Here is a 22,136-nt window from a genome sequence, read left to right as displayed (position 1 = left end):
CACTGTGATCAGAAAGGAGGAGCAAGGTGCTTTATACCGTAAAAGAAGTGTCGGAACTGGCCCATGTCACCATCAAAACGCTGCACCACTACCACAAAATCGGGCTGCTGCTTCCCCGCGAGGTGAGCGAGGCCGGGTATCGGATGTATGGGCAGCGGGAGTTGGAGCGCCTGCAGGAGATTTTGTTTTACAAAGAGCTGGACTTCTCTCTGGAACAAATCGGAGGGCTGCTGGCGGAAAACGTAGACCGCACCGCGATTTTGGCGGAGCAGCATCGTTTGATGCAAGGTCGGCAGGAACGATTAACGCAGTTAATCATTACACTTGAAGCGTCGCTGGCAGCGGCGAAGAATGGAGGAACCATGAATCAGGCAGACATGTTCAAAGGATTTGGCAGCGAAGCAGAGTGGAGAGAGGCGCTGGAGGCGCAGAACCAGCATTTAAAAGAGAATTACGGCTACGACTTGGCCGAACAGCCAATCGACGTGCCAGAGATGAACGAGCAGGCCGCGGAAGCGGTGCGGTTCATGACGGGAGCGGCGACCTGCCTGCGGGAAGGACGCCGGCACGATGCGCCGGAGATGACGCAGCTGATCGCGGAGCATCTGGCGTTCCTTCGGGCGCACGGGCATGCGATCCAGCCGGCGGATTACGCCGCGCAGTCGCGCTTCTTCCTCGGCGACGATTTCCACCGCGCCATGCTGGAGGCGCAGCAGGTTGGGCTGGCGTATTACCTATGCCTCGCGGCGGAGGCGTATGCGGCGGGGGGCGGTTCTAATTAACGGGCTTGGCTCGCGCTCCAAAGTTTCCCACACGCACGGGGCCGGGGAGCTAGAAGGGCCTAGCACTAGTTAACGGGGCTAACATTGCCGAGAATAGGGCAGCTAAGAGGGCCTAGCCCTGCTTAGCAGGCGTGAATTTCGCGCAAAAGGCCCCCGCGGCAGGAATTAGAAGGGGCTAGCCCTAGTTAATTGCACAAAAAAGTGCGATTTAGCCGATTTAAGAGGGGGCAGCCCCTCTTAACACTTGTTCGAACGAGCCTATACTCCCTTTTCAGCAGTACATTCCTAGATTCCGTCTTCGTACGCTCGTTGGTTTAAACTAGCTACCCCTCAAAGGCAGATGGCGTGCCGGATGCCTGGCGGTTCGGTCATTCCAATAAAATAAGCGTGGAAAACCACGCTTATTTCCCGTGTTTAGCTTGTTTCAAAACAAATAGAGGTGGCAAACCGCGTTTATTCAGTCGGGCTAGATTGGAAAGTTGCAGCGAGCGAGCCGATAAGCGTGGTTTGCCGCTCTTATTTTGAAATGAAGAAGACGATTTCTCCGAATAAGCGCGGTTTACCGCGCTTATTTGGCGTGTCCGACCTCGATTCTGGCCGAGTTTCAGCTAAGTTCAGCCTAAGCTTTGCTGGCTTTGGGACTGGTCCTGGTTAACCGGGCTCCCAACGCACGCGAATCCTGGGCTCGCGTTGGGAGCATGCGCATGGTGGTCGGTCAAAGAATTTGCCCGAAAACAGGTTAGCTAAGGACGGTCTCGCCTTAGTTAACTTGCGCTCGCCCACGCCGCTCCACGCCGCCTTGCTCGCCCCTACCGCGGCGCCCGCCGCGCCTTCGCGCACGTCAAATCATACTTGCGCCCGTAATCCCTGGCGTACGCCACGATGTTGCGAATGCTCGTCGGATCGGCGAGCTTGGTGAACGGACACGGGTCCGGCCGCGTGTTGACCTCGAGGATCCACGGCTTCAGCCGGCGATCGACGGCGAGGTCCAGGCCGAGCTCGTTCATCGCCGGATAGCTGCGGCCGAACTGCGCGGCCGTCAGCCGGCCGATGCGCGCCATCCGCGCGAGCAGCGCCTCCGCGGCCTCCGCGCCGAACCTCGGCGCGATCAGATCCTCCGGCGCGTAAATCGTGCCGCCCTGCGAGCCGTTGGTCACGGCTTTCTGTGGGTGCGCGACGCGCGCGGCGATGCCGGAGCAGACCCACTTGCCGGACGGGCGTTTTTGCATCATCACCCGAAAATCAAACGGCCGCCTCTCATGGCGCAGCACGTGGATGCCTTTTTGGATGAGATAGCGGCGGTCGCCGCAGCTCCTCCGCAGCGCTTCGTACATCCCCTCGAATGTGGTGAACGCATGCTTTTTCAGACCTGCCTGATAGCGATAGCCGCTGTCAATACGCTCGACCCGCATAACGCCGACGCCGAGCGATCCCGTATCCGGTTTCACATAAACCATGCCGTACCGAGCCATCATCGCGGACAGCTGCTTGCGGCTGAAAGGCCGCGTCGCGGGGACGTGACGGAGCAGCTTGCGCTCCTGCAGGGTGACCCTCGTTTTAATCAGCTTGCTGGAAACGGCTTTGATTCTATTTTTCAAAGGATGGCCTCCTTTCTCCGCGATTGTCAGTCTGATACAGCGTATGAGAAATCCAGGCGGCGGGTGATTCGTCGGCATCAGGGCGGAAATAGGGACGGGGCTCAGGCGTCTTTCGAAAAGGAGGACGAACAATAGGCGAATGCCGTGCATACAATAGGGAGTCGGCTGGTATGGAAATATGTACCAAGTCATGCTGTAGAAAGTGGGGAGAGGCATGCCGCCATCCTGGATTGATACGGTTCCGAGCATCAAAAAGCATTTTCCATGGTATCCGCTGAATGCGTCGGAGATTGAGACGTTGCAGGATACGGAGGAGCCCGGGCTGGCGCTTCTGCCATTGATGTCCGCTAAGCTGTTGGAGAACCATTACTACACAGACGACAATCCTCTCCTGGCGCGGGCTGATCTGAATCGCTACCGCACGTCGGGCACGAGCTCGAAGCGGCGGAAGACAATTGTGTACTCGCAGGCAGATGAAGAGGCGTATTTGCGCATTAAGTTGGATGTTTTTAAAAGAGTGCTGGGCCCAGGCAACTATCGCACGGCGCTGGCAGATATGGGGACCGGCCATGCGGAGGCGACGGCGGTGGAAGTATTTCGCGAGCTGGGCATGGACGTAGAATCCGTGTCATTTCAGCTGCCGATTGAAGCCCATCTGGAACGGCTCTTGAGGATGAAGCCGGAGGTGCTGTACACGATGCCGTCGATTTTGGACCGTATTCTTGCGGCAGCGGACGATCCCAAAGCGTTCGGCATCCGGCACGTGCTGCTCGTCGGCGAGATCGCCTCCCGGGGCTGGCGGCATCGCGCAGCTGAACGGCTCGGCCTGAGCGAGCGGGAGATGACCGATACGTACGGGTCGATTGAGATCGGGACGATCGCTTATTTTTCGCATGAGCATGGCCGGTATGTGTTTGCCGATGGCATCGTGGCGGAAGGCATTCCAGCCGAGGAGTTGGAGGGTGACTTGGAAACGCTGCCGGAGGGTGAGCAAGTGCTGGTGCTGACCTCGATGGTACGGGAGGCGTTCCCTGCTCTGCGCTACGTGACCTACGATGTGGTAAGGGATCTGAGGCCGATCGAGGTGGACGGCGAGCTCCGGCAAAGCTTTGCGAGCATCGTCAAACGGATTGGTCCGGACCTCAAGCACGGGGAAAAAATCAGCATCTACGACATCGAGGATGTCGTCTGCCGTCATCTCGGCGATGCGAGCGTTCGCGTGCAGGTCGCCGGAAATGGACTGAAGGTGCACGTATATAGCTCGCAGGCGACACCGGATGTGCTGGGGACGATCCGCAGCGACATCGAGAATCACATTCCGGCCATCGGCATGATGATTCGTTCTCGTATTTTGGATGGTATCGAAGTGCTTGGAGGTACACTGGACGATGCGCAAACCCGCGCTTCCGTCAAAAACAAAAAAATCTTTTACACCTAACTCAACATCTAAATGGAGGGATCCCGGATGGAGCTTGGCGGCGGCATCGTGGATGCGATCGGAAAAACCCCGCTCATTCGTTTGGACCGGTTGTTTGAAGGACTTCCTTTTTCCGTGCATGGGAAGTTGGAGTGGATGAATCCCGGGGGGAGCAGCAAGGATCGGCCTGCACTATACATGCTGCGAGAGGGGATTCGGCGTGGGGATGTGACCAAGCACAGCGTCATTGTCGAGTCGAGCTCGGGGAATTTGGCGATCTCTCTTGCACAGCTGTGCTGTTACCTCGGGCTTCGGTTTATTTGCGTGGTGGATCCCCGGACGACCGAGCAGCATAAAGCCATCATCCGCAGCTTTCAGGGCGAGATTGATCTGGTGACGGAGCCGGATGCCGAGACGGGCGAGTTCCTGCCTGCGCGTATCCGCCGGGTTGGTGAGCTGGTGCGGCAAATTCCGCATGCATATTGGACGAATCAGTACGGAAGTCCGGACAATGCACTGGCCCATCAAGCGACGACGATGCGGGAGATCGGCGAGGCCCTGGGCCGGGTCGATTATTTGTTCTGCGGGGTGAGCTCGTGCGGCACGATCCGAGGCTGTGCGGACTACATCCGCAGTCAGGGCTGGCCAACAACGATTGTGGCGGTGGATGCGGAAGGAAGCGTTATTTTCGGCGGGCAAAAAGGTTCGCGCAAATTCCCCGGCCTCGGCGCGGGGATTACGCCGGGCCTGTATCGGCACGATGTGGCCGATCTCGTCTTGTACGTCTCCGGCGCAGACTGTGTCGAGGGCTGCCGGGCATTGGTGAAACGCGAGGGGATTCTGGCCGGGGCTTCCTCCGGCGGTGTCATCTCGGCCATCCGGCGAATGAGTGACGAGATTCCTGCGGGGGCCGTGTGTGCGGCGATTTTGCCGGATCGGGGGGAGCGGTATTTGACCACTGTCTACAATGACGAGTGGGTGCGCAAGGAAATCGGGATCTAGCGGCAAGCTGAGGCCAGCAAGAAATTGGCATGGAAGATAGGCAGCGGAGCCGAGGATAAGAACTAGGCCGTGTCTGAATACTCTGAGGGATGCAGATTTGGCCGAATTTTCGTTCCATGCAAGGAACTTTTGGGAAGGTGTACCGGGGGTACGTCAAGCAAAAGTGACGATGCAGGGGGCGAAAAGGCGGTGAAAGATGCCCCTGAGTGGGTTTTCAGACACGGCCTAGCATGGGAGACTGGCAGCATGAGGTATTTGCACGATGACCATATTAGGCAAATCGGCATCGACTGGGCGAAGCTGTGCGGCATCGTCCGGGATGTGCTGGCGATTAAAGATCAAGGAGACAGTGCGCATCCGCTGAAGCCGTACCTGCGGTTCAGGGATTTGAGCAACCGCATCATTGCCATGCCGGCGTATGTTGGCGGAAATATTGATATGGCCGGCATCAAATGGATTGCAAGCTTCCCGGCGAATCCCGAGCGAGGGCTGCCGAGAGCGAACAATACGATCATTTTAAATGATCCGGGGAGCGGCGAGCCGCTCGCTTTTATCCACAGCGGCCTGCTGAATGGGCTGCGCACGGCGGCGGTCAGCGGCGTTATGCTGACCGAGTACATGAACGCGCGAGAGCTGGAGGCGGTCCGATTGGGCGTGATCGGCTGGGGGCCGATCGCACGGCTGCACCTCGCCATGTGCATCGCGCTGCTCGGCGAGCGGCTAGAACGCGTCTGCCTCTACGACGTGCGCGGCATCGATCCGGCGACGATTCCCGCCGAGGTGCGGGGCATCACGGACATCGCCGCGGACTGGCGCTACGCGTACCGCGGTGCGAACGTGGTCGCCACGTGCACCGTGTCGCCGGAGCGCTACATCGACGAGGCGCCATCTGAAGGGGCGCTTCTACTGAATGTGTCGCTGCGGGACTATCTGCCCGCCAGCGTCGTTGGTGTCACCGCCGTCGTCGTCGACGACTGGCGGGAAGTGTGCCGCGAGAACACGGACATCGAGCTCCTGCACCGCGCAAGCGGGCTGCAGGAGCAGGACGTGTCCACGCTCGCGGACGTGGCTTTGCGGGGCCGGATGCGGGAGCTGGCCGGCCCGGTGTTTTTTAACCCGATGGGGCTGGGTGTCTTCGACATCGCCATCGCGGGGTTTTACTTCAGGGAAGCGGAGCGCCTGAAGGTGGGGGTACCGCTGCCGCGCAGCGAGCGGTAGTGGGTGTTGCGGCCGCCGGGAGGGATTCCGGCGGTCTTTTTGCGCTGCGTTGGGGGGACTGTCAGCGCAATGAGGCACGCGCTTCAAATGCTATCCGGATAGGTGGCAAGGTGTGAGCAGATATCTAATTCCTCGTGTGGAAGCTGATGGCCCTTCGAAATAGGTTACTTTCAATAACTTATTTCGGTAGATTGCTCTCGATTTCCCAAAATAAGATAACGGTCTTGTCTTATTGCTGGTTTATTCGTGTTTCGGGCCCATTTGCAGTAATTTAAGTTCGATCACCTAACTTATCTCGTTGCCAAACGGTTTAAGTTTCAAAATAAGATACCTCCGTTATCTTATTTGTTTAAGCATCACTGGGCGTAACCTGACAACATTGCTGCACTATCCCCCTGGCTGACGACGGGTAGGCGTTGGCGAAGCTGGACTGGAATTCTTCCAGTTCAATCAGAGGTTTTTGGCGAAATGAGAGGGCTCAACTGGAATTTCTCCAGTCTATCCATGCCATGTGGCTTCAAATTCATCGGAATGGTCGAAATGAGCAGGAGGTTTTCCAGTCCAGAAAGAGGAAGCGCCCGTTTTGGGTGAAATGAAATGGAGAAATTCCAGTTGAATAGGGACAGAAGCAGATACCTCCCACCTCCCTGATCGAAGGGGATAGTGGCCGAAGCGAGGTTGGCGGAAGGAGAAGTCGTTCCCACTCCCTGACCGAAGGGGATAATGATCGAAGCGAAGCTAGCGGAAGGAGAAGTCGTCCCCAACCCCTGACCGAAGGGGATAGTGGCCGAAGCGAGGTTAGTGGAAGGAGAAGTGGTCTCCAACTCCCCAATCGAAGGGGATAATGGTCGAAGCGAAGCTAGTGGAAGAAGAGGCGCCCCGACTTCCTGACCGAAGGGGATAATGGCCGAAGCGAAGCTAGTGGAAAGAGAAGTCGCCCCCCGACCCCCTGACCGATGGGGATAGTGGCCGAAGCGAAGTTAGCGAGGAGTGCCCCGACCAGACATCTGCCCTTTGCCCCGGCAGGAGATGGTTCACTGGAAAGCGAAGCATATGCGAGATGCGCAGGGTACATGTTGAAAGGGGAGTTTACTTTGAGCGACACCGCAGCCCTAGCCGGGTGGGCCGAGGAGATAGCGGCACAAGCCAGCAAGCAGCTAGGACGTACAATAGATAACATGGTTCCAATCGACAAAGGTTGGATGAACGCCAAGTGGAAGATGGAGACGCAGGAAGGGCCGCTTTTCGTCAAGCTGTACCATCCTGACCGGTATAAGCTGCATCTGCATGCCGACCGTCTGTCGGCTATGGAGCGGACGCTTCATCTGCAGCATGGTCTGCATACTGCAGGCGTTCCGTGTCCGGCCGTATACGGTAGCCAAGCCAGTTATCTGCATCGACTCCCTTCCGGCCTCTATTATGCCCTCCTTGATTGGTCGGAGGGGGACAATGTACCGGCCGGGCACTTCAGCGAGGCGCAGATGAGCAGTCTAGGCGAGGCGACCGGGCGGATGCATGCGTGGCTGCGTCAGGTGCCGCCGCTACCCAAGCTGGCATGGAAGCCGGACCGAGAGGCTTATCTCACCGCATTGGAGCACAATCGGGAGAAGGCGAAGGAAGCGAACGACACGGTTGTATTGACATGGCAGAGCAAGTCGCAGCGGGTGGTCAAGTCGATGGATTTTGGCATGTTCGAGGGAGCTGTGCCGGGCTGGCTGCACTGGGATTTGTGGGTGGATAATATTTTGGTGCACGGTCGGGATGTGTCGGCGATTGTGGATTTTGACCGCATGACGATGGCTTATCAGGACATTGATGTTGCACGTGCACTGCTTTCGGGAGCTCTGCGTAACGGGGAACTGGACACAGCGAAAGCACGATCCTTCATGGAGGGCTACCGAGCGCATGCCCAAGTGACAGACAACATGCTGCTTCGCGCGTTTAGTATGCTTTTTTTGATCGAATCGATCTGGTGGCAGCGCACGGAAATTCGCAAACAAAGCGAGCTGCGCGGACTGCTCGCCCGATTTGTCGAGGAGATGAATTGGATTGGGGATAACTGGGACAGGCTGCCTGAACAATTGCGCGAATTGTGAATAACCTCTGATAAACAGCTTCCCTTTGGGAGAAAGTAGAGTCAATCAGGATCCCAAAGGGAGTTGTTATGCACATGAAAAAAACGATTCTAACCGTGATATGCAGCATGCTGCTGTTCGCTGGAGCGAACGCGTCTTCCGTCTCATCGGCAGCATCCATTGACAATCCGCACGAGGACTCCAGGGCGCTTCAGTTGCAAGATATGTTGGTATTGTTTCTGCTGCCTGCAATGCAGGAGAAGCTGACCCAAGTGTACGCCCGGTATTTAAAAGAAACCCCAGGAATTTACCCCTATTTCGTTCAAGTGACGGACATTCAACGCCCCCACGGATTTCGCAGCTTTGAGTTCCTTATAACCCTGGACGTAGTACCGACGGTAGGCCCGCATATTTCGGTCGGCGAGGATCGATTTACCTACAAAATCTCCTCAGGCCCCAGCATCAAGCTTGTAAATTATCAACATCTGAAAAGCCCCGATCCCCAAGCGTTCCCGCCCAATTATCTCAATCTGCTTAAATAAGGCGGAGGGACCGTCGCACAGGCGAACTATTCCCCCTGGTTTCCCACACTATCCACAAACTTACCCACATTGCCCACAGCTCCGAAACCCTTGATGTGTATAACTAAACCTCATTTACTAACATATCCACAGATGTGTTTTATCCACAGTGTGGATTGAAATTTCTTTTACAAATTTTAAATTCCCTGTCACAAAAACATCCCCCGCCCCGCCTTATGAAATGAAAGATCAAAGGGAGGATGATATTTATGAACAATCATTTCGATACAGCTGTGATCGGCGGCGGTTTGGCAGGGCTCATTGCAGCCACAAAGCTTGCGCAGGCGGGGCAAAAGGTCGTAGTGCTGGAAAAAGCCGGACGATTGGGCGGCCGGGCGATGACGAATAAAAAGAATGGCGCCTTTTTTAATCTGGGCGGTCATGCGATTTATTTGGCTGGAGAAGCCTACGCCGTCCTTCAGGAGATGGGGATTGCGATGGAAGGCGCGCCGCCATCCGCGAAGGTGCACGCGCTGTGGAACAGCGAGGTGGAGCTCATGCCGGCGACGCCGCTGACGATGATGACGACGAAGCTTCTTTCGTGGTCAGGCAAAATAGGACTCGTCCGCTTATTCGCTAAGCTGAACAGTGCGAATCCCGACGCGCTAGGGCGGATGTCGCTGCGCGCGTGGGCGGAAGCCGAGATCGAAGACCCGATGGTGCGCCATATGCTGTATGCCTTGTGCCGCACGGCCACCTACGCGCATGACCCGGACTGCCAGTTGGCAGGGTCGGTCCTGAGGCAAGTGAAGCGCTCCCTCAAAGGGGTGCGCTACCTCCACGGCGGCTGGCAGACGATCGTCGACCAGCTTGAGCAGCATGCCCGCGCCGCAGGGGCGGTAATCCGCTCCGGCGGCGATGTTAAAGCCATCGTGCACCATGAAGGTGCGGTGCAGAAGCTGCTTTTGGCCGACGGGGCGGAGATCGGCGTTTCCCACGTGGTCAGCACGGCGCCGCCGTCCGAGCTGGCCAAACTGGTGCAAGGTGCGGAGCACACCACCCTGCACAGATGGAAAGAGGAGGCGCGGCCATCCATCGCCTCTTGCCTTGATCTAAACCTGCGCAAACTGCCTGCGCCGGGGAGCAATGTCGTGCTGGGGCTCGATCAGCCGTACTTTTTTTCGCACCATACACTGAATGCCAAGCTGACGGAAGACGGTACCTATCTGGTGCATCTGGTGAGGTACCTGAGCGAATCGGAGCGGGCGCAAGGCATCGAGGAAAGCTCTCTCGCCCAAGTGATGTCCATCCTCCAGCCGGGTTGGGAGAAGGAAGTGATTGCGAAGCAGTATTTGCCTCGCATCGCGGTTGTGCACGATACGCTGCATACCGGACGTTCCGAGCTGCATACCGGACCCGGCGTCCCGGAAATTCGCGGCCTGTACGTGGCCGGCGACTGGGTTACGCATGGTGAAATGCTGGCCGATGCTTCAGCAGCGAGCGCAGTGCGTGCCGTGAATGCTATACTACAAACAGGAGTTTCACAGCGGCCGCGCGTCGTGCACGTATCATAACGAAAGGGAGAGATGTAGGTGGCACCGAACGGGGAAGGATCGGCGCAGTCAGGCGCGGCGGGGGCGCTGCAAGAGCTGTATGACAAGTACAAACCGCTTGTATTTTCCTTGGCATACCGGATGCTGGGGAGTGTGATGGATGCGGAGGATGTGGTGCAGGAGACTTTTCTGTACATCAATCAGCAGATGCAGACGGGGACGGACATTCGCACTCCCAAAGCGTACCTTTGCAAAATCGCGACGAACAAATGCATCGACAAGCTGCGAGCGGCCAGCGCCAAGCGGGAGACGTATGTCGGCCCCTGGCTGCCGGAACCGCTTCTGACGGAAGCGGCGACGCCGGACGGCGCGTTCAGTCACAAGGAGTCGCTCGGCACCGCATATCTTTTGCTTTTGCAGCAGCTTTCCTGGGGGGAGCGGGCGGTTTTTGTCCTCCGGGAAGTGCTGCAGTACGAGTACGACGAGATCGCCGACATTGTGGGCAAAAGCCCGGCGAACACCCGGCAAATTTTTCACCGGGCGAAGAAGGCGATCAGCGGTCAGGCCGCAAGCGGGGAAGCTGGTGAGGGGGCGGAGCGGCAAGCTCCCCCGCCCTCCCAAACGACCGCCCAGGTCGTGGAACAATTCGTGCAGGCGCTTGCCTCCGGCAACGTTGGGCGGCTGCTCAGCATGATGAAGCAGGATGCCGTGCTGTACTCGGACGGCGGAGGCAAGGTTCAGGCGGCGGTTCGGCCAATTCTGGGGGCGGAGCGCATTCTTGCTTTTATGAACGGTGTGCTCGCGAAGGTGCCGGAGGGCTATCGCTTTTTGCTGGAAATGGTGAACGGACAGCTTGGCATTACCGGCTACATCCATGAGGTGCCTTACCATGTGGTCACGTTCCACATTGAACAAGATCGGATTGAGGAGATCTATCTGGTCGTCAATCCTGATAAGCTGCGGCACCTTGCGGGCCGCGGGCAAGTATAGAACGACGGCACACAGCCGGATGGGCAGGGGAGGACGTGACAGCGTCCTCTTTTTCATGTACAATGGGGGCCTTGATACGTGCGGATGATAGATGGAGGGATGGAGTATGACAGGGAAGACTGCAAAAGCAGCCAAAGCGACCAAGGTGACCAAGGCGATCAAGGCGGAGACTGCAGCGAAGCGGAAAGCGCCTGATTTTACATTGCCGGCGTCGGACGGTACGCAAGTTTCCTTGAAGGATTACCGGGGGAAGAAGCTAGTCATCTACTTTTATCCGCAGGATAATACCCCGACGTGTACGCAGCAGGCGTGCGATTTTCGGGACTATAACGGCAAGTTCGCGAAGCTGGATGTTGCGGTGATCGGCATTAGCCCGGATGAGCTGAAGTCGCACGATAAATTCATCGAGAAGCATGAGTTGCCATTTTTGCTGCTATCGGATACGAATCACGAAGTCGCCGAAACGTATGGCGTGTGGGCGCTGAAAAAATTGTACGGCCGGGAATACATGGGCATCGTCCGCTCAACCTTTTTGATTGACGAAGAAGGGGTTATCGTGAAGGAGTGGACGAAGGTGCGGATCAAAAACCATGTGCAGTCCGTGCTGGACGCGATTGAAGAGTTAACACAATAACAGACAGAAATCCCCTTGGTCGACGGCGGCTAGGCGGGATTTTTTTGTGCTGGAAAATGTGGGGGGAGGCATACTCCCGCTCACTCTCCCATATACTCTATCAGATAGCCAAATTGATAGAATATGCGGAGGGATCACCGGATGCGCCACCACGTACAAGCGGCAAAAAACAGACTCTATCTCGTTTCTCTTAGCTTGGCCTTGCTTATTGTAGTTTCACTTTTACTAGGATCGGTGCCGGCGTATGCGGCAGGGGACGATGAGGCGGCGCTAGCGGAGCAAAGCAAGGAGGCTTTCCTCCAGCTCCAGACGGGGAAACGGATGGCCGGTGAAGAGCGAAGCTATGAAACGCCGGAGCAGCCAACCGTGTATTTGACCTTTGATGATGGTCCCAGCAAGCTGACGGATCAGGTGCTGGATATTTTAGATGAAAAGGGCGTGAAGGCCACATTCTTTGCCCTTGGTGTGCAGGCGAAGGAGTATCCGAAGCAGCTCAAACGAATCGTGGACAGCGGCCATGCCTTAGGCAATCATACCTATAATCATGTTTATAACGAGCTGTACAGCGATTTTCAGACGTTCTGGGATCAGGTGCAGAAGACGGAAAATATTTTCGACGAGCTTGTCGGCGTGCGGCCGCAGCTGGTGAGGGCGCCGGGCGGGACGGCGACGAATTTTGACGGATATTACTACTATTTGATGGATCAGGCGGGCTACACGATGGAGGACTGGAACGTGGACAGCGGCGACTCCAAACGGGCGGGTGTACCGGTGAGTGAAATCTGGCAAACCGTGAAAGTGTCTCCGCTCTCGCATGAGATTAATATTTTGTTCCACGACGGGACGGGGCACGACAATACGGTGAAGGTGCTGCCGCAGGTCATCGACTATTATCAAAATCTCGGTTACTCGTTTGCGACATTAACGACCAAGGTGAAGCCCAAGCAGTTCGGGCTAAGCAAAATCAAATGGAACCGGGGCATGAGCTTGACGCATTTTACGAAGCTGTACGGGGAAACGAAGGCGTACGCAGCGGAGCATAGCCAGTCCGGGCCCGTGGAAGAAACCCCTGCGCCGCCGAAAGAAGAACCGATCAAAGTCATTGCGATGCAGCCGGAGGAAGAATCCACGGTTCCACTGGATATTCAGCTGCCCGGCCAAGAGGGCTTTGCTATTGACCCTTCTCTTTACCGCATGCACGCGAACCGGATCGAGCTTCCGCTGCGAGCGCTTGTCGAGAAGATCGGCGGACAGGTTGCCTGGCAGTCCGATACGAAGACGGCGACAGCGCACTATGGCATCTACGACATTACGTATCATTTGCAGACGCGCAGCATGGAATTGTTCAAGCTGGGTCAACCTGTAGGGACGTACGCGATGGCGGATATGGATATGCGCAACAATCAGATCATTGTGCCGCTGCGCAAAACGATCGACAGCCTCGGCGGCCGCGTCATGTCGGCCCGGATCGAGAGTGATAAGCGTGAGGTGGCGCTCTCGCTGCGCCCGTATTATTTTTACAATGAGCCTGCTGATTCAATTCTCCAAAACTCTCTATTTGCTCTAGCAATCTAACGTCTAAAAGAGTAGAAAGCTGGAGAAACTAGAAGCATACCCTTTATTTAAGAGGAGGCTTCTAGTCTATGTCGTCGAAAACGCGGATCTTCGATCAGCCCCAGCCTCTCGTTGAACGGATGATCATGAACGTCGAGAAGGTGATGGTGGGCAAGCGGGATACGATTGAGAGAGCTTTTATCACGCTGTTAAGCGGCGGTCATTTGCTGCTGGAGGATGTGCCGGGTGTCGGCAAAACGATGCTGGTGCGCGCCTTGGCCCGAACGATCGGCTGCGAGTTTAAACGGATTCAGTGTACACCGGATTTATTGCCGTCGGATGTGACGGGGGTTTCTGTATTTAATGTCAAAACGAATGAATTTGAGTTTCGTCCGGGGCCGCTGATGACGTCGATTGTCCTCGCGGACGAGTGCAATCGGACATCGCCGAAGACGCAGTCGGCTTTCCTGGAAGCGATGGAGGAGAAACGAATGACGGTGGATGGCGTCAGCTATGAGCTGCCGAAGCCGTTCATGGTGATCGCCACGCAAAATCCGATGGAGTTCGAAGGGACGTACGCCTTGCCGGAGGCGCAGATGGATCGTTTTATGATGAAGCTATCGCTCGGCTACCCGACCCCGGATCAGGAAGTGCTGATGCTGGATCGGCTGCAGGACCGTCATCCAGTCGAGCAGTTGAAGCCAGTAATTGTGCAGGATGAACTGGTGCACTTGCAAAAAGAAGCGTCGATGATCCATGTGGACAACACGCTCAAGGATTATATTGTCCGCTTGGCGCTGGCGACGCGGGATCATGCGGATGTCGTGGTGGGCGCGAGCCCGCGGGCCTCTTACGCGCTGATGCGCGCTGCACAGACGTCGGCCTACGTGAAGGGCAGAACCTTCGTCGTACCCGACGATATTCAGGATTTGGCCCTCCCGGTGTGGTCGCATCGCCTGATGCTCACGTCGGAGGCTGTCATGACCGGTAAATCTTCCGAACAGGTGCTATCCGCTATTCTTTCGACAGTCCAGACACCGGTGCTTCGCTATGTTGCGGCGAAGTAGGAGGGCTGAGAGATGAAAAGTTGGGGAAAAACGCTGCTGCTCTTTGCCGCATGTGTCGGCATGGCGGGTTTAGCTTACCTGCAAGGCGGAGCCGCCGCCTGGTATTTGAGTGTATGCTTTGCACTGATCTGGGTGCAGGCGGGATTGTTTTATGTGTTTGCGCTGCGTGGACTTCGTGTGCAGCGGAAGCTGTCCGGCGACGTCTTCCTTGCCGGAGATACGGTGACAGCGCAACTGGACATTCGTCATCATACGCCGGTGCCGATGCCATGGCTGCTGGTGAGGGAGACTTGGATCCATGAAGGCAGCGGGACTCAGCTGATTTACAGCAAGCTGCTGTTTCCATGGTGGAAGACGAACTTGTGTTTGCCTTATAAAATAACGGGATTGATGCGCGGCGCGTACCGTTTCTCGCATTTCGAAGCGGCAGCCGGCGATTTGTTCGGCTTTGCTGTCCGCAGGGTGACGCGTGACGATCTGCACCGGCTGATTGTCTATCCGAAACCGCTGGAAGTCGGCTTGACGGCGATGAGCCTGCAGGCGGATGACGCCGGCGCCCGCTCGGTGAAGCGGGTGCGACGCGACACGCCGAGCATCGCCAGCGTGCGCGATTATGTCAGCGGTGATCCGTATCACCGCATTCACTGGAAATCCACAGCCCGTCTCGGCCGGCTGATGACGAAAGACCCCGAGCAGGCTGCCTCCGTGAAACGGATGCTGCTGCTCGATACCGCGCCTGCGGCGGCTCCAGCCGGAGCGGCACAGCCGCTGCTGGAGAAGGGCATCGCCCTCGCGGCGGGCTTCTTCGAAGCCGCGGCGGGCGCGGGCGGGAGCTGCGGCTTCGCTTGCAGCTCCTCGGATGCGAAGCGAATCGCGCTGACGATTCGCCCGGACCTGACGCTCGCGTACGACGTACTCGCGAGCGTGGGCGGCAAGCCCGCCCTGCCCTTTCCTGACCTCGTCAGGAAAGAGGCGGCGGCCTTGCCGCCGGACACGTCGATGCTGTGCATCACATCGACGCTCGATGTAGCGCTGGTGCGCGCGATCCGCGAAGCGCGCACCCGGCGCCGGGACGTGCACGTGATCTACGTGCACGCCAGGCCTTCCCTCTCGGTCGCAGAACGAGAGGTGGCGGCCGCGCTGCAGGCCGCGGGCAGCAGCTTTACCGAGGTGCCGCATCCGCCGAGGGAGTGGCCGTTGCAAGGAGGTGTCGCGGATGCCACCGCTTGAACCCCGCCGCAGCCAGCCTCGGGGCTGGCCGGCCATCTCTAGCGGCGCTGCGAAGCGCCGCGCCGTGAACCCGGGACTGCCGCCGCAGGCGCAGTCCGCAGTTGTGCAAGCCGGCGAGCCGAAGGCCGCCGGCGGGCACGAGGTGCCGGGCCGCGCAGCCGGCACCACACCCGAGCCGCGGCCGGCGCACGCGGCTCGCGCCAAAGCCGACGCGCCGTCGGGGCTCCCGGCGCGGGGCCAACAGGCCGACGTGCCGCAGCCGCCCGGTCTAATCTTCCGCGCCGGCGAAGGCGGCGCGAATACAACTGCAGCCGCGCAAAGCTCCCTGCTGCGCGACGGTCTCGTGTCGCTGCTGCTCTTTCTTTTGCTGGCCGAGTGGCTCCGGCCGCTCGCCTGGCTCGCCGACGATTCGTTTCAAGTTGGCCCGATTCTGGCCGTGTTCGGCATTTGCCTGCTGATCGACTGCTTCCGTATCTCTTATAGTTGGGGCTGGTTGATTAAAGGTCTCACCATTATCCTGTTCATCGGCTATATGTTCCACCGCGAAACGTTCGCCACGGGGGTGTGGATCGGCGATCTCATCCAGACCATCGCCGAAGACTTCATTTATTTGGCGCAAGCGCACTTCGATATGATTTCCGGTGAAATGCGGACGCTGCTGTTCCTCATCGGCTGGACGCTGCTCATCTCCGTTTCCCAGGCACTCATGCTGCAAAGGCAGCACAGCCTTTGGTTCATAGGAGCCACGCTGTTCTATCTGATCGGCATCCAGCTGCTGGTCGGCGCAGATACCCTTATGGGTATCGTGCGTACGCTTGGCTATGGATTGGTCCTGCTCGCGCTGCTGAACTTGTCACGCATTGAGACGAAGTACCACGTGCCTGCGGTTCGCAGCGGCGGCTTCGGCGCCTGGCTGCTGGTCAGCCTGATCGTTGTCGGCCTCGTATCCGGTCTCGGCTGGTACACCGCCAAGGGAGCGGGCGCCGAGCCGCTGATGAAACCGCTCAGCTGGGACCGGGTATCCGACCGCCTCTTTGAACTTTATGGCGGTGGGGACCATCCGGCCATCGGCGTCGCGGCAGCCGCCAAAACCGGCTACAGCGACAACGACGCCGTGCTCGGCGGGCCGCTGCAAGTCGATGCGACGCCGGTGTTCACGGCGCGGACGACCGAGCTCACCTATTGGCGTGGCGAGTCCAAAAGCTTCTACGACGGCAAAGGCTGGTCCCAGCCTTCCCCGATCCTGGAGCCGTTGACCGGGCTCAGCCCAGCGGCAGTGAACGCCGAGCAGCCTGCCGTCACGCAGGAGGTGCTGCTCCAGTCGAACGCGCCTAACAAGCAGCTTTTTAGCGGCGGCAAGCTGCTCGGCGTTGATACGCTTTTGAATGGACAAGGCAAGCCAATGTCCGCCGATCTGCTGCTCACCGCGAGAGAAAGCGGTAAAGTCGTGCTGCCCGACATCTCTGATGCGCTGGCCTACTATAAAATCACCGTTCAGCCGGTCCGTGAGGACCCGACATTGCTGAACACCGACACGGGCGCCTATCCGGAGGCTATCAAGCAGCAGTATTTGCAGCTGCCAGACGGATTGCCTCGAACCGTGCGCAGCTTGGCAGAGCAGGTGACGGCGGGGCGTGCAACGCCGTACGCCAAAACCATTGCGGTCGAACAATACCTGCGGCAGACGTACACGTACAGTCTGGACCATGTGACGCACCCGAGCCGCAGCGAAGATTTTGTCAGCCATTTTCTGTTCATGGATCAGGCCGGGTATTGTGACCAGTTCTCGACGGCCATGGCGGTGATGCTTCGTTCGGTCGGTGTGCCAACCCGCTGGGTCAAAGGTTTTGCGCCGGGAACGCTGCAAGCGACCGGAGAGAACGGGCTGCAGGAAGTTATCGTCAGCAATCAGGATGCGCATGCCTGGGTCGAAGTTTACTTCCCGTCGATGGGTTGGGTGCCGTTCGAGCCGACCCCGAGTTTCTCCGGGATTTCGCCGGATCAGCCGCGGGAAACGCTCACGACCGCCGATATGAAAGCCGCGTCCATGACCGCTTCCTTGACGGGGGCCTCGTTTGGCCATCCGTATCTAGATCAAGCTTCCGATTGGCTCCATACCGTGAAGAATAATCTGGTTGATTTTGCAAAGGCTTATAGAAGTATGCTGATGATTGTTCTTGGCTTGCTTCTGGCGCTGCTCAGCGTGTTCGCGCTGTTAAAGCGCAAGGGTTATCTGCTGGCCATGGGCCATAAGCTTCCTGCCTTCGCCGATGCCGCTCTCCCTCAGGGGCCGCCGCATCCGCTGACGCCTTATATGGACCGCTTGTGGCGGCAGTTGTTCCGCAAATACGGCGCGAAGCCGGCGGGACAGACGGTCCGCGAATATGTGCTGAGCCTGGAGCTCAAGCAGCCGGGGCAGAAGCAGGCGCTTTTAACATTCGCTCAAATCTATGAAAGCGTCCGTTACGACCCGGCTTGCGCCACCCCTTACGCCCGAAGAGACATTACGGCCATCTGGAACGCCATCCAAAAGACACAATAACCCCTTTACATCCTAGGTGCCTAATGTTTAAAATTAGTACCTAGAAATAGCGGTATGCTCGTCCAAAGCATGACCGCTATCAATCTAGGAGGTCGGAACATGAGTAAACCGAGTGAAATGATCGTCGTTTTAGATTTTGGGGGCCAGTACAACCAGTTGATCGCCAGACGTATCCGCGATTTGGGCGTATACAGTGAATTGCTGCCTTTCAATACAACTGTGGAAAAAATTCGCGAACTGAACCCGAAAGGGATCGTGTTCTCCGGTGGTCCTGCCAGTGTATATGGCGAAGGCGCGCCTTCGGTCGATGCCCGCATTTACGATTTGGGCCTGCCGATTTTGGGGATTTGCTACGGCATGCAGCTCATCGCCCACCAACTGAACGGCAAAGTAGAACGTGCGCACACGCGCGAGTACGGTAAAGCAGATCTCGAGTTTACGAACGGAAGCCCACTGGTGAAAGGTTTGGAAACGAAGCAAACGGTATGGATGAGCCACGGCGACCATGTCTCCGAACTGCCTGAAGGCTTCGTGCTGGAAGCAAGCACCGATTCCTTGCCGATTGCGGCGATGAGCAACCGCGACCGCAACATTCATGCGGTACAGTTCCATCCGGAAGTTCGTCACTCCGTGCAAGGGAACGAAATGATTTCCAACTTCATCTATGAAGTGTGCGGCTGTCACGGCGACTGGACGATGTCCTCTTTTGTGGAAGAGAAGATCAAAGAACTGCGTGAAGAAGTCGGCGATAAAAAAGTGCTGTGCGCCCTGAGCGGCGGCGTAGATTCCTCCGTTGTAGCGATCCTGCTGCATAAAGCGATTGGTCCTCAGCTTACGTGCATGTTCATCGACCACGGCTTGCTGCGCAAAGGCGAAGGCGAAAGCGTTATGGAAACTTTCGTCGGCAAATTCGACATGAAAGTTGTTAAAATCGATGCGAAAGATCGCTTCCTCGGCAAACTGGCCGGCGTTGACGATCCGGAGCAAAAACGCAAAATCATCGGCACGGAATTCATCCGTGTATTTGAGGAAGAGTCCAGCAAGTTCGATGACTTTACTTTCCTGGCGCAAGGCACGCTGTATACGGACATTGTAGAAAGCGGCACGGCGACGGCGCATACGATCAAATCGCACCATAACGTAGGCGGCCTGCCGAAAGATATGAAATTCAAGCTCGTTGAGCCTTTGAAAACCCTGTTCAAAGACGAAGTTCGCAAAGTCGGTGAAGAGTGCGGCCTGCCTGCAGCCATCGTCTGGAGACAACCGTTCCCAGGTCCGGGTCTGGCGATCCGTGTGCTTGGCGAAGTGACCGAAGAGAAGCTGCACATCGTGCGTGAATCTGACGCCATCCTGCGCGACGAAATCGCTAAAGCGGGTCTGGATCGCGAGATCTGGCAGTACTTTACGGCGCTTCCTGGCATGAAGAGCGTAGGCGTCATGGGCGATGCCCGTACGTACTCCTACACCGTCGGCATCCGTGCGGTAACGTCGATCGACGGCATGACCGCAGACTGGGCGCGCATCCCTTGGGACGTGCTTGAGAAGATCTCCGTTCGCATCGTGAACGAAGTCGAGAACGTGAACCGGATCGTGTACGACGTGACGTCGAAGCCGCCGGCTACCATTGAATGGGAATAGGCATAAAATCATGTATAAAGACGAACAATATGGGAGAAATTACCCTTGTATTGTTCGTCTTTTTTATTGACAGGTGTGCTAATTCGACATAAAATATGAAACTGGATAACAGTTTTTCGTATAATCTTGGGAATTGGCCCGAGAGTTTCTACGAGATCACCGCAAATGATCTGGCTACGAAAAAAAGGAACGTAATCCGTATGAAGGAATCTATCCATTTTTCAAGTGGAAGGAGTTTCCTCATCGGGAGGCTCCTTTTTCGTACCCGGGATCAGCACTTTGATTCCGGGTTTTTGCTGTTCCCCAACATACCATTAGGAGGAGTAGGAAAAATGGATCGTTTTTTTAAGCTGAAACAAAACGGTACGACCGTCAGAACGGAAATTATGGCGGGTATCACCACGTTCATGACGATGGCTTACATTTTGGCTGTCAATCCGGACGTACTCAGCGCATTCAAATCGGGGGCAACCGGCGGTGACTGGACGGCGATTTTCTTGGCGACTGCGATTGCAGCGGGCGTCATGACAATTGCAATGGGGCTGTTCGTAAATTTCCCAGTGGCGCTTGCGCCGGGGATGGGGCTTAACGCTTACTTCGCAACGATCATTTTGACTTCGCAAGGCAAGTTTACCTTTTCAATGGCGTTAACCGCCGTCTTTATTTCGGGGATCATCTTCATCATTCTGACTGTTACAAAAATTCGCCAAATGCTTCTCGTTGCCGTACCTGACGGTTTGAAGCATGCGATTACGGTCGGTATCGGTTTGTTTATCGCGATGATCGGCTTCAAAAACAGCGGCATTCTGACCGTAGCGGTCGAAGCTGGCAATGATATTAAAGCACATCAGTTCACGGATGTACTTTCGTTCGAAACGGTGTTCCACATGGGCTCGTTGGAAGACAAAGGCGTGATCCTGACGATCGTCGGCATTCTGCTGATCTCGATCCTCATGGTCATGCGCGTGCGCGGCGCGATTCTTTTCGGCATTCTAGCTACAACGGTTGTTGGCTATTTCATGGGTATGGTCGATCTGGGCACGCTGACAAGCGACCAAACCACTTGGGTACCGGATATGACGAAGCTGCGTTTTGCCGATTTTGACTTCCCAGGCATTATGACAACAGGGATTATTTCCGTTATCGCGACGTTTACGTTCGTAGAGCTTTTCGATACATTCGGTACAATGGTTGGTACAGCTAGCCGTGCCGGCATTATGAAAAACAAAGAAGAAGGCAACAAACGCGTTGGTAAAGCGATGTTCGTGGACGCGGTCGGCGTTAGCGGCGGCGCTTTGGTAGGCACAAGTACGGTGACAGCGTTCGTTGAGAGTGCTGCGGGTGTTGCTGAGGGCGGACGTACAGGTCTGACAGCGGTGACGACTGGCGTGTGCTTCTTGCTTGCTCTGTTCTTAGCTCCAATTGCCATGCTGATCCCAGGCTCCGCAACAGCGGCTGCTTTGATCGTGGTCGGCGTGCTGATGGTGCAGTCCATCCGTGAAATCGACTTCAGTGACTTCGTGTACGCAATTCCAGCGTTCCTGACGATCGTCCTGATGCCTTTCACTTATAACATTGCTAACGGTATTTCCTTCGGTATTTTCACTTACGTCGTTCTGGCGGCAGTAGCCAACCTGAGTGGCAAAGGGGAGAAGAAGTACTCGATTCACTGGTTGATGTGGGTGCTTGCGGTTCTGATTGTCCTGCGTTACGTGTTTATTGGAAGCCAAGGTTAAAAAGAGTGTAGGGCCCCGGCGCTGGTTGCGCTGGGGCTTTTATATTATTTAAACTGGCTCGGCCAATCAGACAAGACGGGAAATAGCCAATGAAACCACTTGTTATTTCTAGGTGTACAGCAGATTGATGCAGAATAGCCAATAGGGCCATTAGCTATTTTGCCAAAATCGATGTCTTCGAGCTGATTCCTCAAGTTAGGCAGTAGTAACATAGCGTATTTAAAAAGATGAGCGCGATTTTGTTCATTTAGGCCATGAAATCATTAGTTATTTAATTATACTAGGAAGCATGCTTCATTAATGAACATCATCCATATTTTTCAAGTGAACAAAAGGTTGCATTCTGTTTCAGGATTTGTTATATTACTCCTTGTCGCTTCGGCGGCTCGGTCGAAAGAAGTCGAAACTTGAAAAAAAGTGCTTGCCTTTGAACGAACGACATGATATATTATTACTCGCTGCTTCGGAAACGCGGCAGTGCACGAAAGACATTGATCTTTGAAAACTGAACAACGAGTGAGTAAGCAAAGTCGAGTAATCGACATTTAATGAGATGTAACAATCTCGCTAGCAAGTCAA

General features: G+C 56.4%; 16 protein-coding genes and 1 riboswitch. Of the genes, 15 read left to right on the top strand and 1 reads right to left on the bottom strand.

The window, feature by feature from the left end:
* Positions 1-26 precede the first annotated feature (26 nt).
* Complete coding sequence (locus tag ABE504_RS19355; protein WP_430091708.1) at positions 27-782, top strand: MerR family transcriptional regulator; 756 nt, start codon at positions 27-29, stop codon at positions 780-782.
* An 809-nt stretch (positions 783-1,591) separates the two neighbouring features.
* Here ABE504_RS19355 and ABE504_RS19350 read toward each other — a convergent pair.
* Positions 1,592-2,380 carry a YheC/YheD family protein gene (locus tag ABE504_RS19350; RefSeq protein WP_430091706.1) on the bottom strand — a complete coding sequence of 263 codons (789 nt, stop codon included), beginning with the start codon at positions 2,378-2,380 and terminating at the stop codon, positions 1,592-1,594.
* Positions 2,381-2,594: 214 nt separating this feature from the next.
* On the opposite strand from ABE504_RS19350, the gene ABE504_RS19345 reads away from it, so the two are divergent.
* From ABE504_RS19345 to ABE504_RS19280, 14 genes are all read left to right on the top strand, one after another.
* Entirely contained in the window at positions 2,595-3,818 is a 1,224-nt protein-coding gene (locus ABE504_RS19345) for an AMP-binding protein (protein WP_430091705.1), read from the top strand.
* Positions 3,819-3,845: 27 nt separating this feature from the next.
* The gene (gene sbnA / locus ABE504_RS19340; RefSeq protein WP_430091704.1) at positions 3,846-4,799 is read left to right on the top strand and encodes a 2,3-diaminopropionate biosynthesis protein SbnA; all 954 of its coding nucleotides are present in this window, start codon (positions 3,846-3,848) and stop codon (positions 4,797-4,799) included.
* Between the two features lie 246 nt (positions 4,800-5,045).
* Complete coding sequence (locus ABE504_RS19335) at positions 5,046-6,017, top strand: 2,3-diaminopropionate biosynthesis protein SbnB (protein WP_430091702.1); 972 nt, start codon at positions 5,046-5,048, stop codon at positions 6,015-6,017.
* A gap of 1,094 nt (positions 6,018-7,111) precedes the next feature.
* Positions 7,112-8,113: a phosphotransferase enzyme family protein gene (locus tag ABE504_RS19330; protein WP_430091701.1), complete on the top strand. Its 1,002-nt coding sequence runs from the start codon at positions 7,112-7,114 to the stop codon at positions 8,111-8,113.
* A gap of 74 nt (positions 8,114-8,187) precedes the next feature.
* Positions 8,188-8,634: a DUF3888 domain-containing protein gene (locus ABE504_RS19325; RefSeq protein WP_430091699.1), complete on the top strand. Its 447-nt coding sequence runs from the start codon at positions 8,188-8,190 to the stop codon at positions 8,632-8,634.
* A gap of 248 nt (positions 8,635-8,882) precedes the next feature.
* Entirely contained in the window at positions 8,883-10,187 is a 1,305-nt protein-coding gene (locus ABE504_RS19320; protein WP_430091697.1) for a phytoene desaturase family protein, read from the top strand.
* Positions 10,188-10,205: 18 nt separating this feature from the next.
* Positions 10,206-11,156: an RNA polymerase sigma-70 factor gene (locus ABE504_RS19315; RefSeq protein WP_430091695.1), complete on the top strand. Its 951-nt coding sequence runs from the start codon at positions 10,206-10,208 to the stop codon at positions 11,154-11,156.
* Positions 11,157-11,262: 106 nt separating this feature from the next.
* Positions 11,263-11,790, top strand: coding sequence for a thioredoxin-dependent thiol peroxidase (bcp, locus tag ABE504_RS19310; protein ID WP_430091693.1), 528 nt, complete (start codon positions 11,263-11,265; stop codon positions 11,788-11,790).
* A 141-nt stretch (positions 11,791-11,931) separates the two neighbouring features.
* Entirely contained in the window at positions 11,932-13,365 is a 1,434-nt protein-coding gene (locus ABE504_RS19305; RefSeq protein ID WP_430091691.1) for a polysaccharide deacetylase family protein, read from the top strand.
* Positions 13,366-13,433: 68 nt separating this feature from the next.
* Positions 13,434-14,411, top strand: a complete 978-nt coding sequence (locus tag ABE504_RS19300) for an AAA family ATPase (protein WP_430091689.1) — start codon at positions 13,434-13,436, stop codon at positions 14,409-14,411.
* Between the two features lie 12 nt (positions 14,412-14,423).
* Positions 14,424-15,641: a DUF58 domain-containing protein gene (locus ABE504_RS19295; protein ID WP_430091687.1), complete on the top strand. Its 1,218-nt coding sequence runs from the start codon at positions 14,424-14,426 to the stop codon at positions 15,639-15,641.
* Positions 15,628-18,183 (top strand): transglutaminase TgpA family protein, encoded by a 2,556-nt coding sequence (locus tag ABE504_RS19290; protein WP_430091685.1) that lies wholly within the window; start codon positions 15,628-15,630, stop codon positions 18,181-18,183. Before ABE504_RS19295 ends, ABE504_RS19290 begins: the two co-directional genes overlap by 14 nt.
* A 99-nt stretch (positions 18,184-18,282) precedes the next feature.
* Positions 18,283-19,821, top strand: coding sequence for a glutamine-hydrolyzing GMP synthase (gene guaA / locus ABE504_RS19285; RefSeq protein ID WP_126142941.1), 1,539 nt, complete (start codon positions 18,283-18,285; stop codon positions 19,819-19,821).
* A 96-nt stretch (positions 19,822-19,917) separates the two neighbouring features.
* Positions 19,918-20,018, top strand: a riboswitch (purine riboswitch).
* A gap of 135 nt (positions 20,019-20,153) precedes the next feature.
* A complete protein-coding gene (locus ABE504_RS19280; protein WP_430091684.1) occupies positions 20,154-21,557 on the top strand; it encodes an NCS2 family permease in 1,404 nt (467 codons plus the stop codon).
* The last annotated feature ends 579 nt before the right edge of the window (positions 21,558-22,136 follow it).

The sequence above is a fragment of the Paenibacillus oryzisoli genome (assembly GCF_050467285.1).
Lineage (GTDB): Bacteria > Bacillota > Bacilli > Paenibacillales > NBRC-103111 > Paenibacillus_E > Paenibacillus_E oryzisoli_A.
The sequence above is the reverse complement of the archived record's forward strand: the minus strand, read 5'-3'. Positions and strand labels throughout refer to the sequence as shown.

What these genes read in the sequence shown, in the direction of transcription:
- ABE504_RS19305 (WP_430091691.1), top strand. Translation starts at nt 11,932, where the DNA reads ATGCGCCACCACGTACAAGCGGCAAAAAACAGACTCTATCTCGTTTCT.
- ABE504_RS19290 (WP_430091685.1), top strand. Translation starts at nt 15,628, where the DNA reads ATGCCACCGCTTGAACCCCGCCGCAGCCAGCCTCGGGGCTGGCCGGCC.
- ABE504_RS19335 (WP_430091702.1), top strand. Translation starts at nt 5,046, where the DNA reads ATGAGGTATTTGCACGATGACCATATTAGGCAAATCGGCATCGACTGG.
- guaA (WP_126142941.1), top strand. Translation starts at nt 18,283, where the DNA reads ATGAGTAAACCGAGTGAAATGATCGTCGTTTTAGATTTTGGGGGCCAG.
- ABE504_RS19280 (WP_430091684.1), top strand. Translation starts at nt 20,154, where the DNA reads ATGGATCGTTTTTTTAAGCTGAAACAAAACGGTACGACCGTCAGAACG.
- ABE504_RS19300 (WP_430091689.1), top strand. Translation starts at nt 13,434, where the DNA reads ATGTCGTCGAAAACGCGGATCTTCGATCAGCCCCAGCCTCTCGTTGAA.
- ABE504_RS19320 (WP_430091697.1), top strand. Translation starts at nt 8,883, where the DNA reads ATGAACAATCATTTCGATACAGCTGTGATCGGCGGCGGTTTGGCAGGG.
- ABE504_RS19295 (WP_430091687.1), top strand. Translation starts at nt 14,424, where the DNA reads ATGAAAAGTTGGGGAAAAACGCTGCTGCTCTTTGCCGCATGTGTCGGC.
- ABE504_RS19325 (WP_430091699.1), top strand. Translation starts at nt 8,188, where the DNA reads ATGAAAAAAACGATTCTAACCGTGATATGCAGCATGCTGCTGTTCGCT.
- bcp (WP_430091693.1), top strand. Translation starts at nt 11,263, where the DNA reads ATGACAGGGAAGACTGCAAAAGCAGCCAAAGCGACCAAGGTGACCAAG.
- ABE504_RS19345 (WP_430091705.1), top strand. Translation starts at nt 2,595, where the DNA reads ATGCCGCCATCCTGGATTGATACGGTTCCGAGCATCAAAAAGCATTTT.
- sbnA (WP_430091704.1), top strand. Translation starts at nt 3,846, where the DNA reads ATGGAGCTTGGCGGCGGCATCGTGGATGCGATCGGAAAAACCCCGCTC.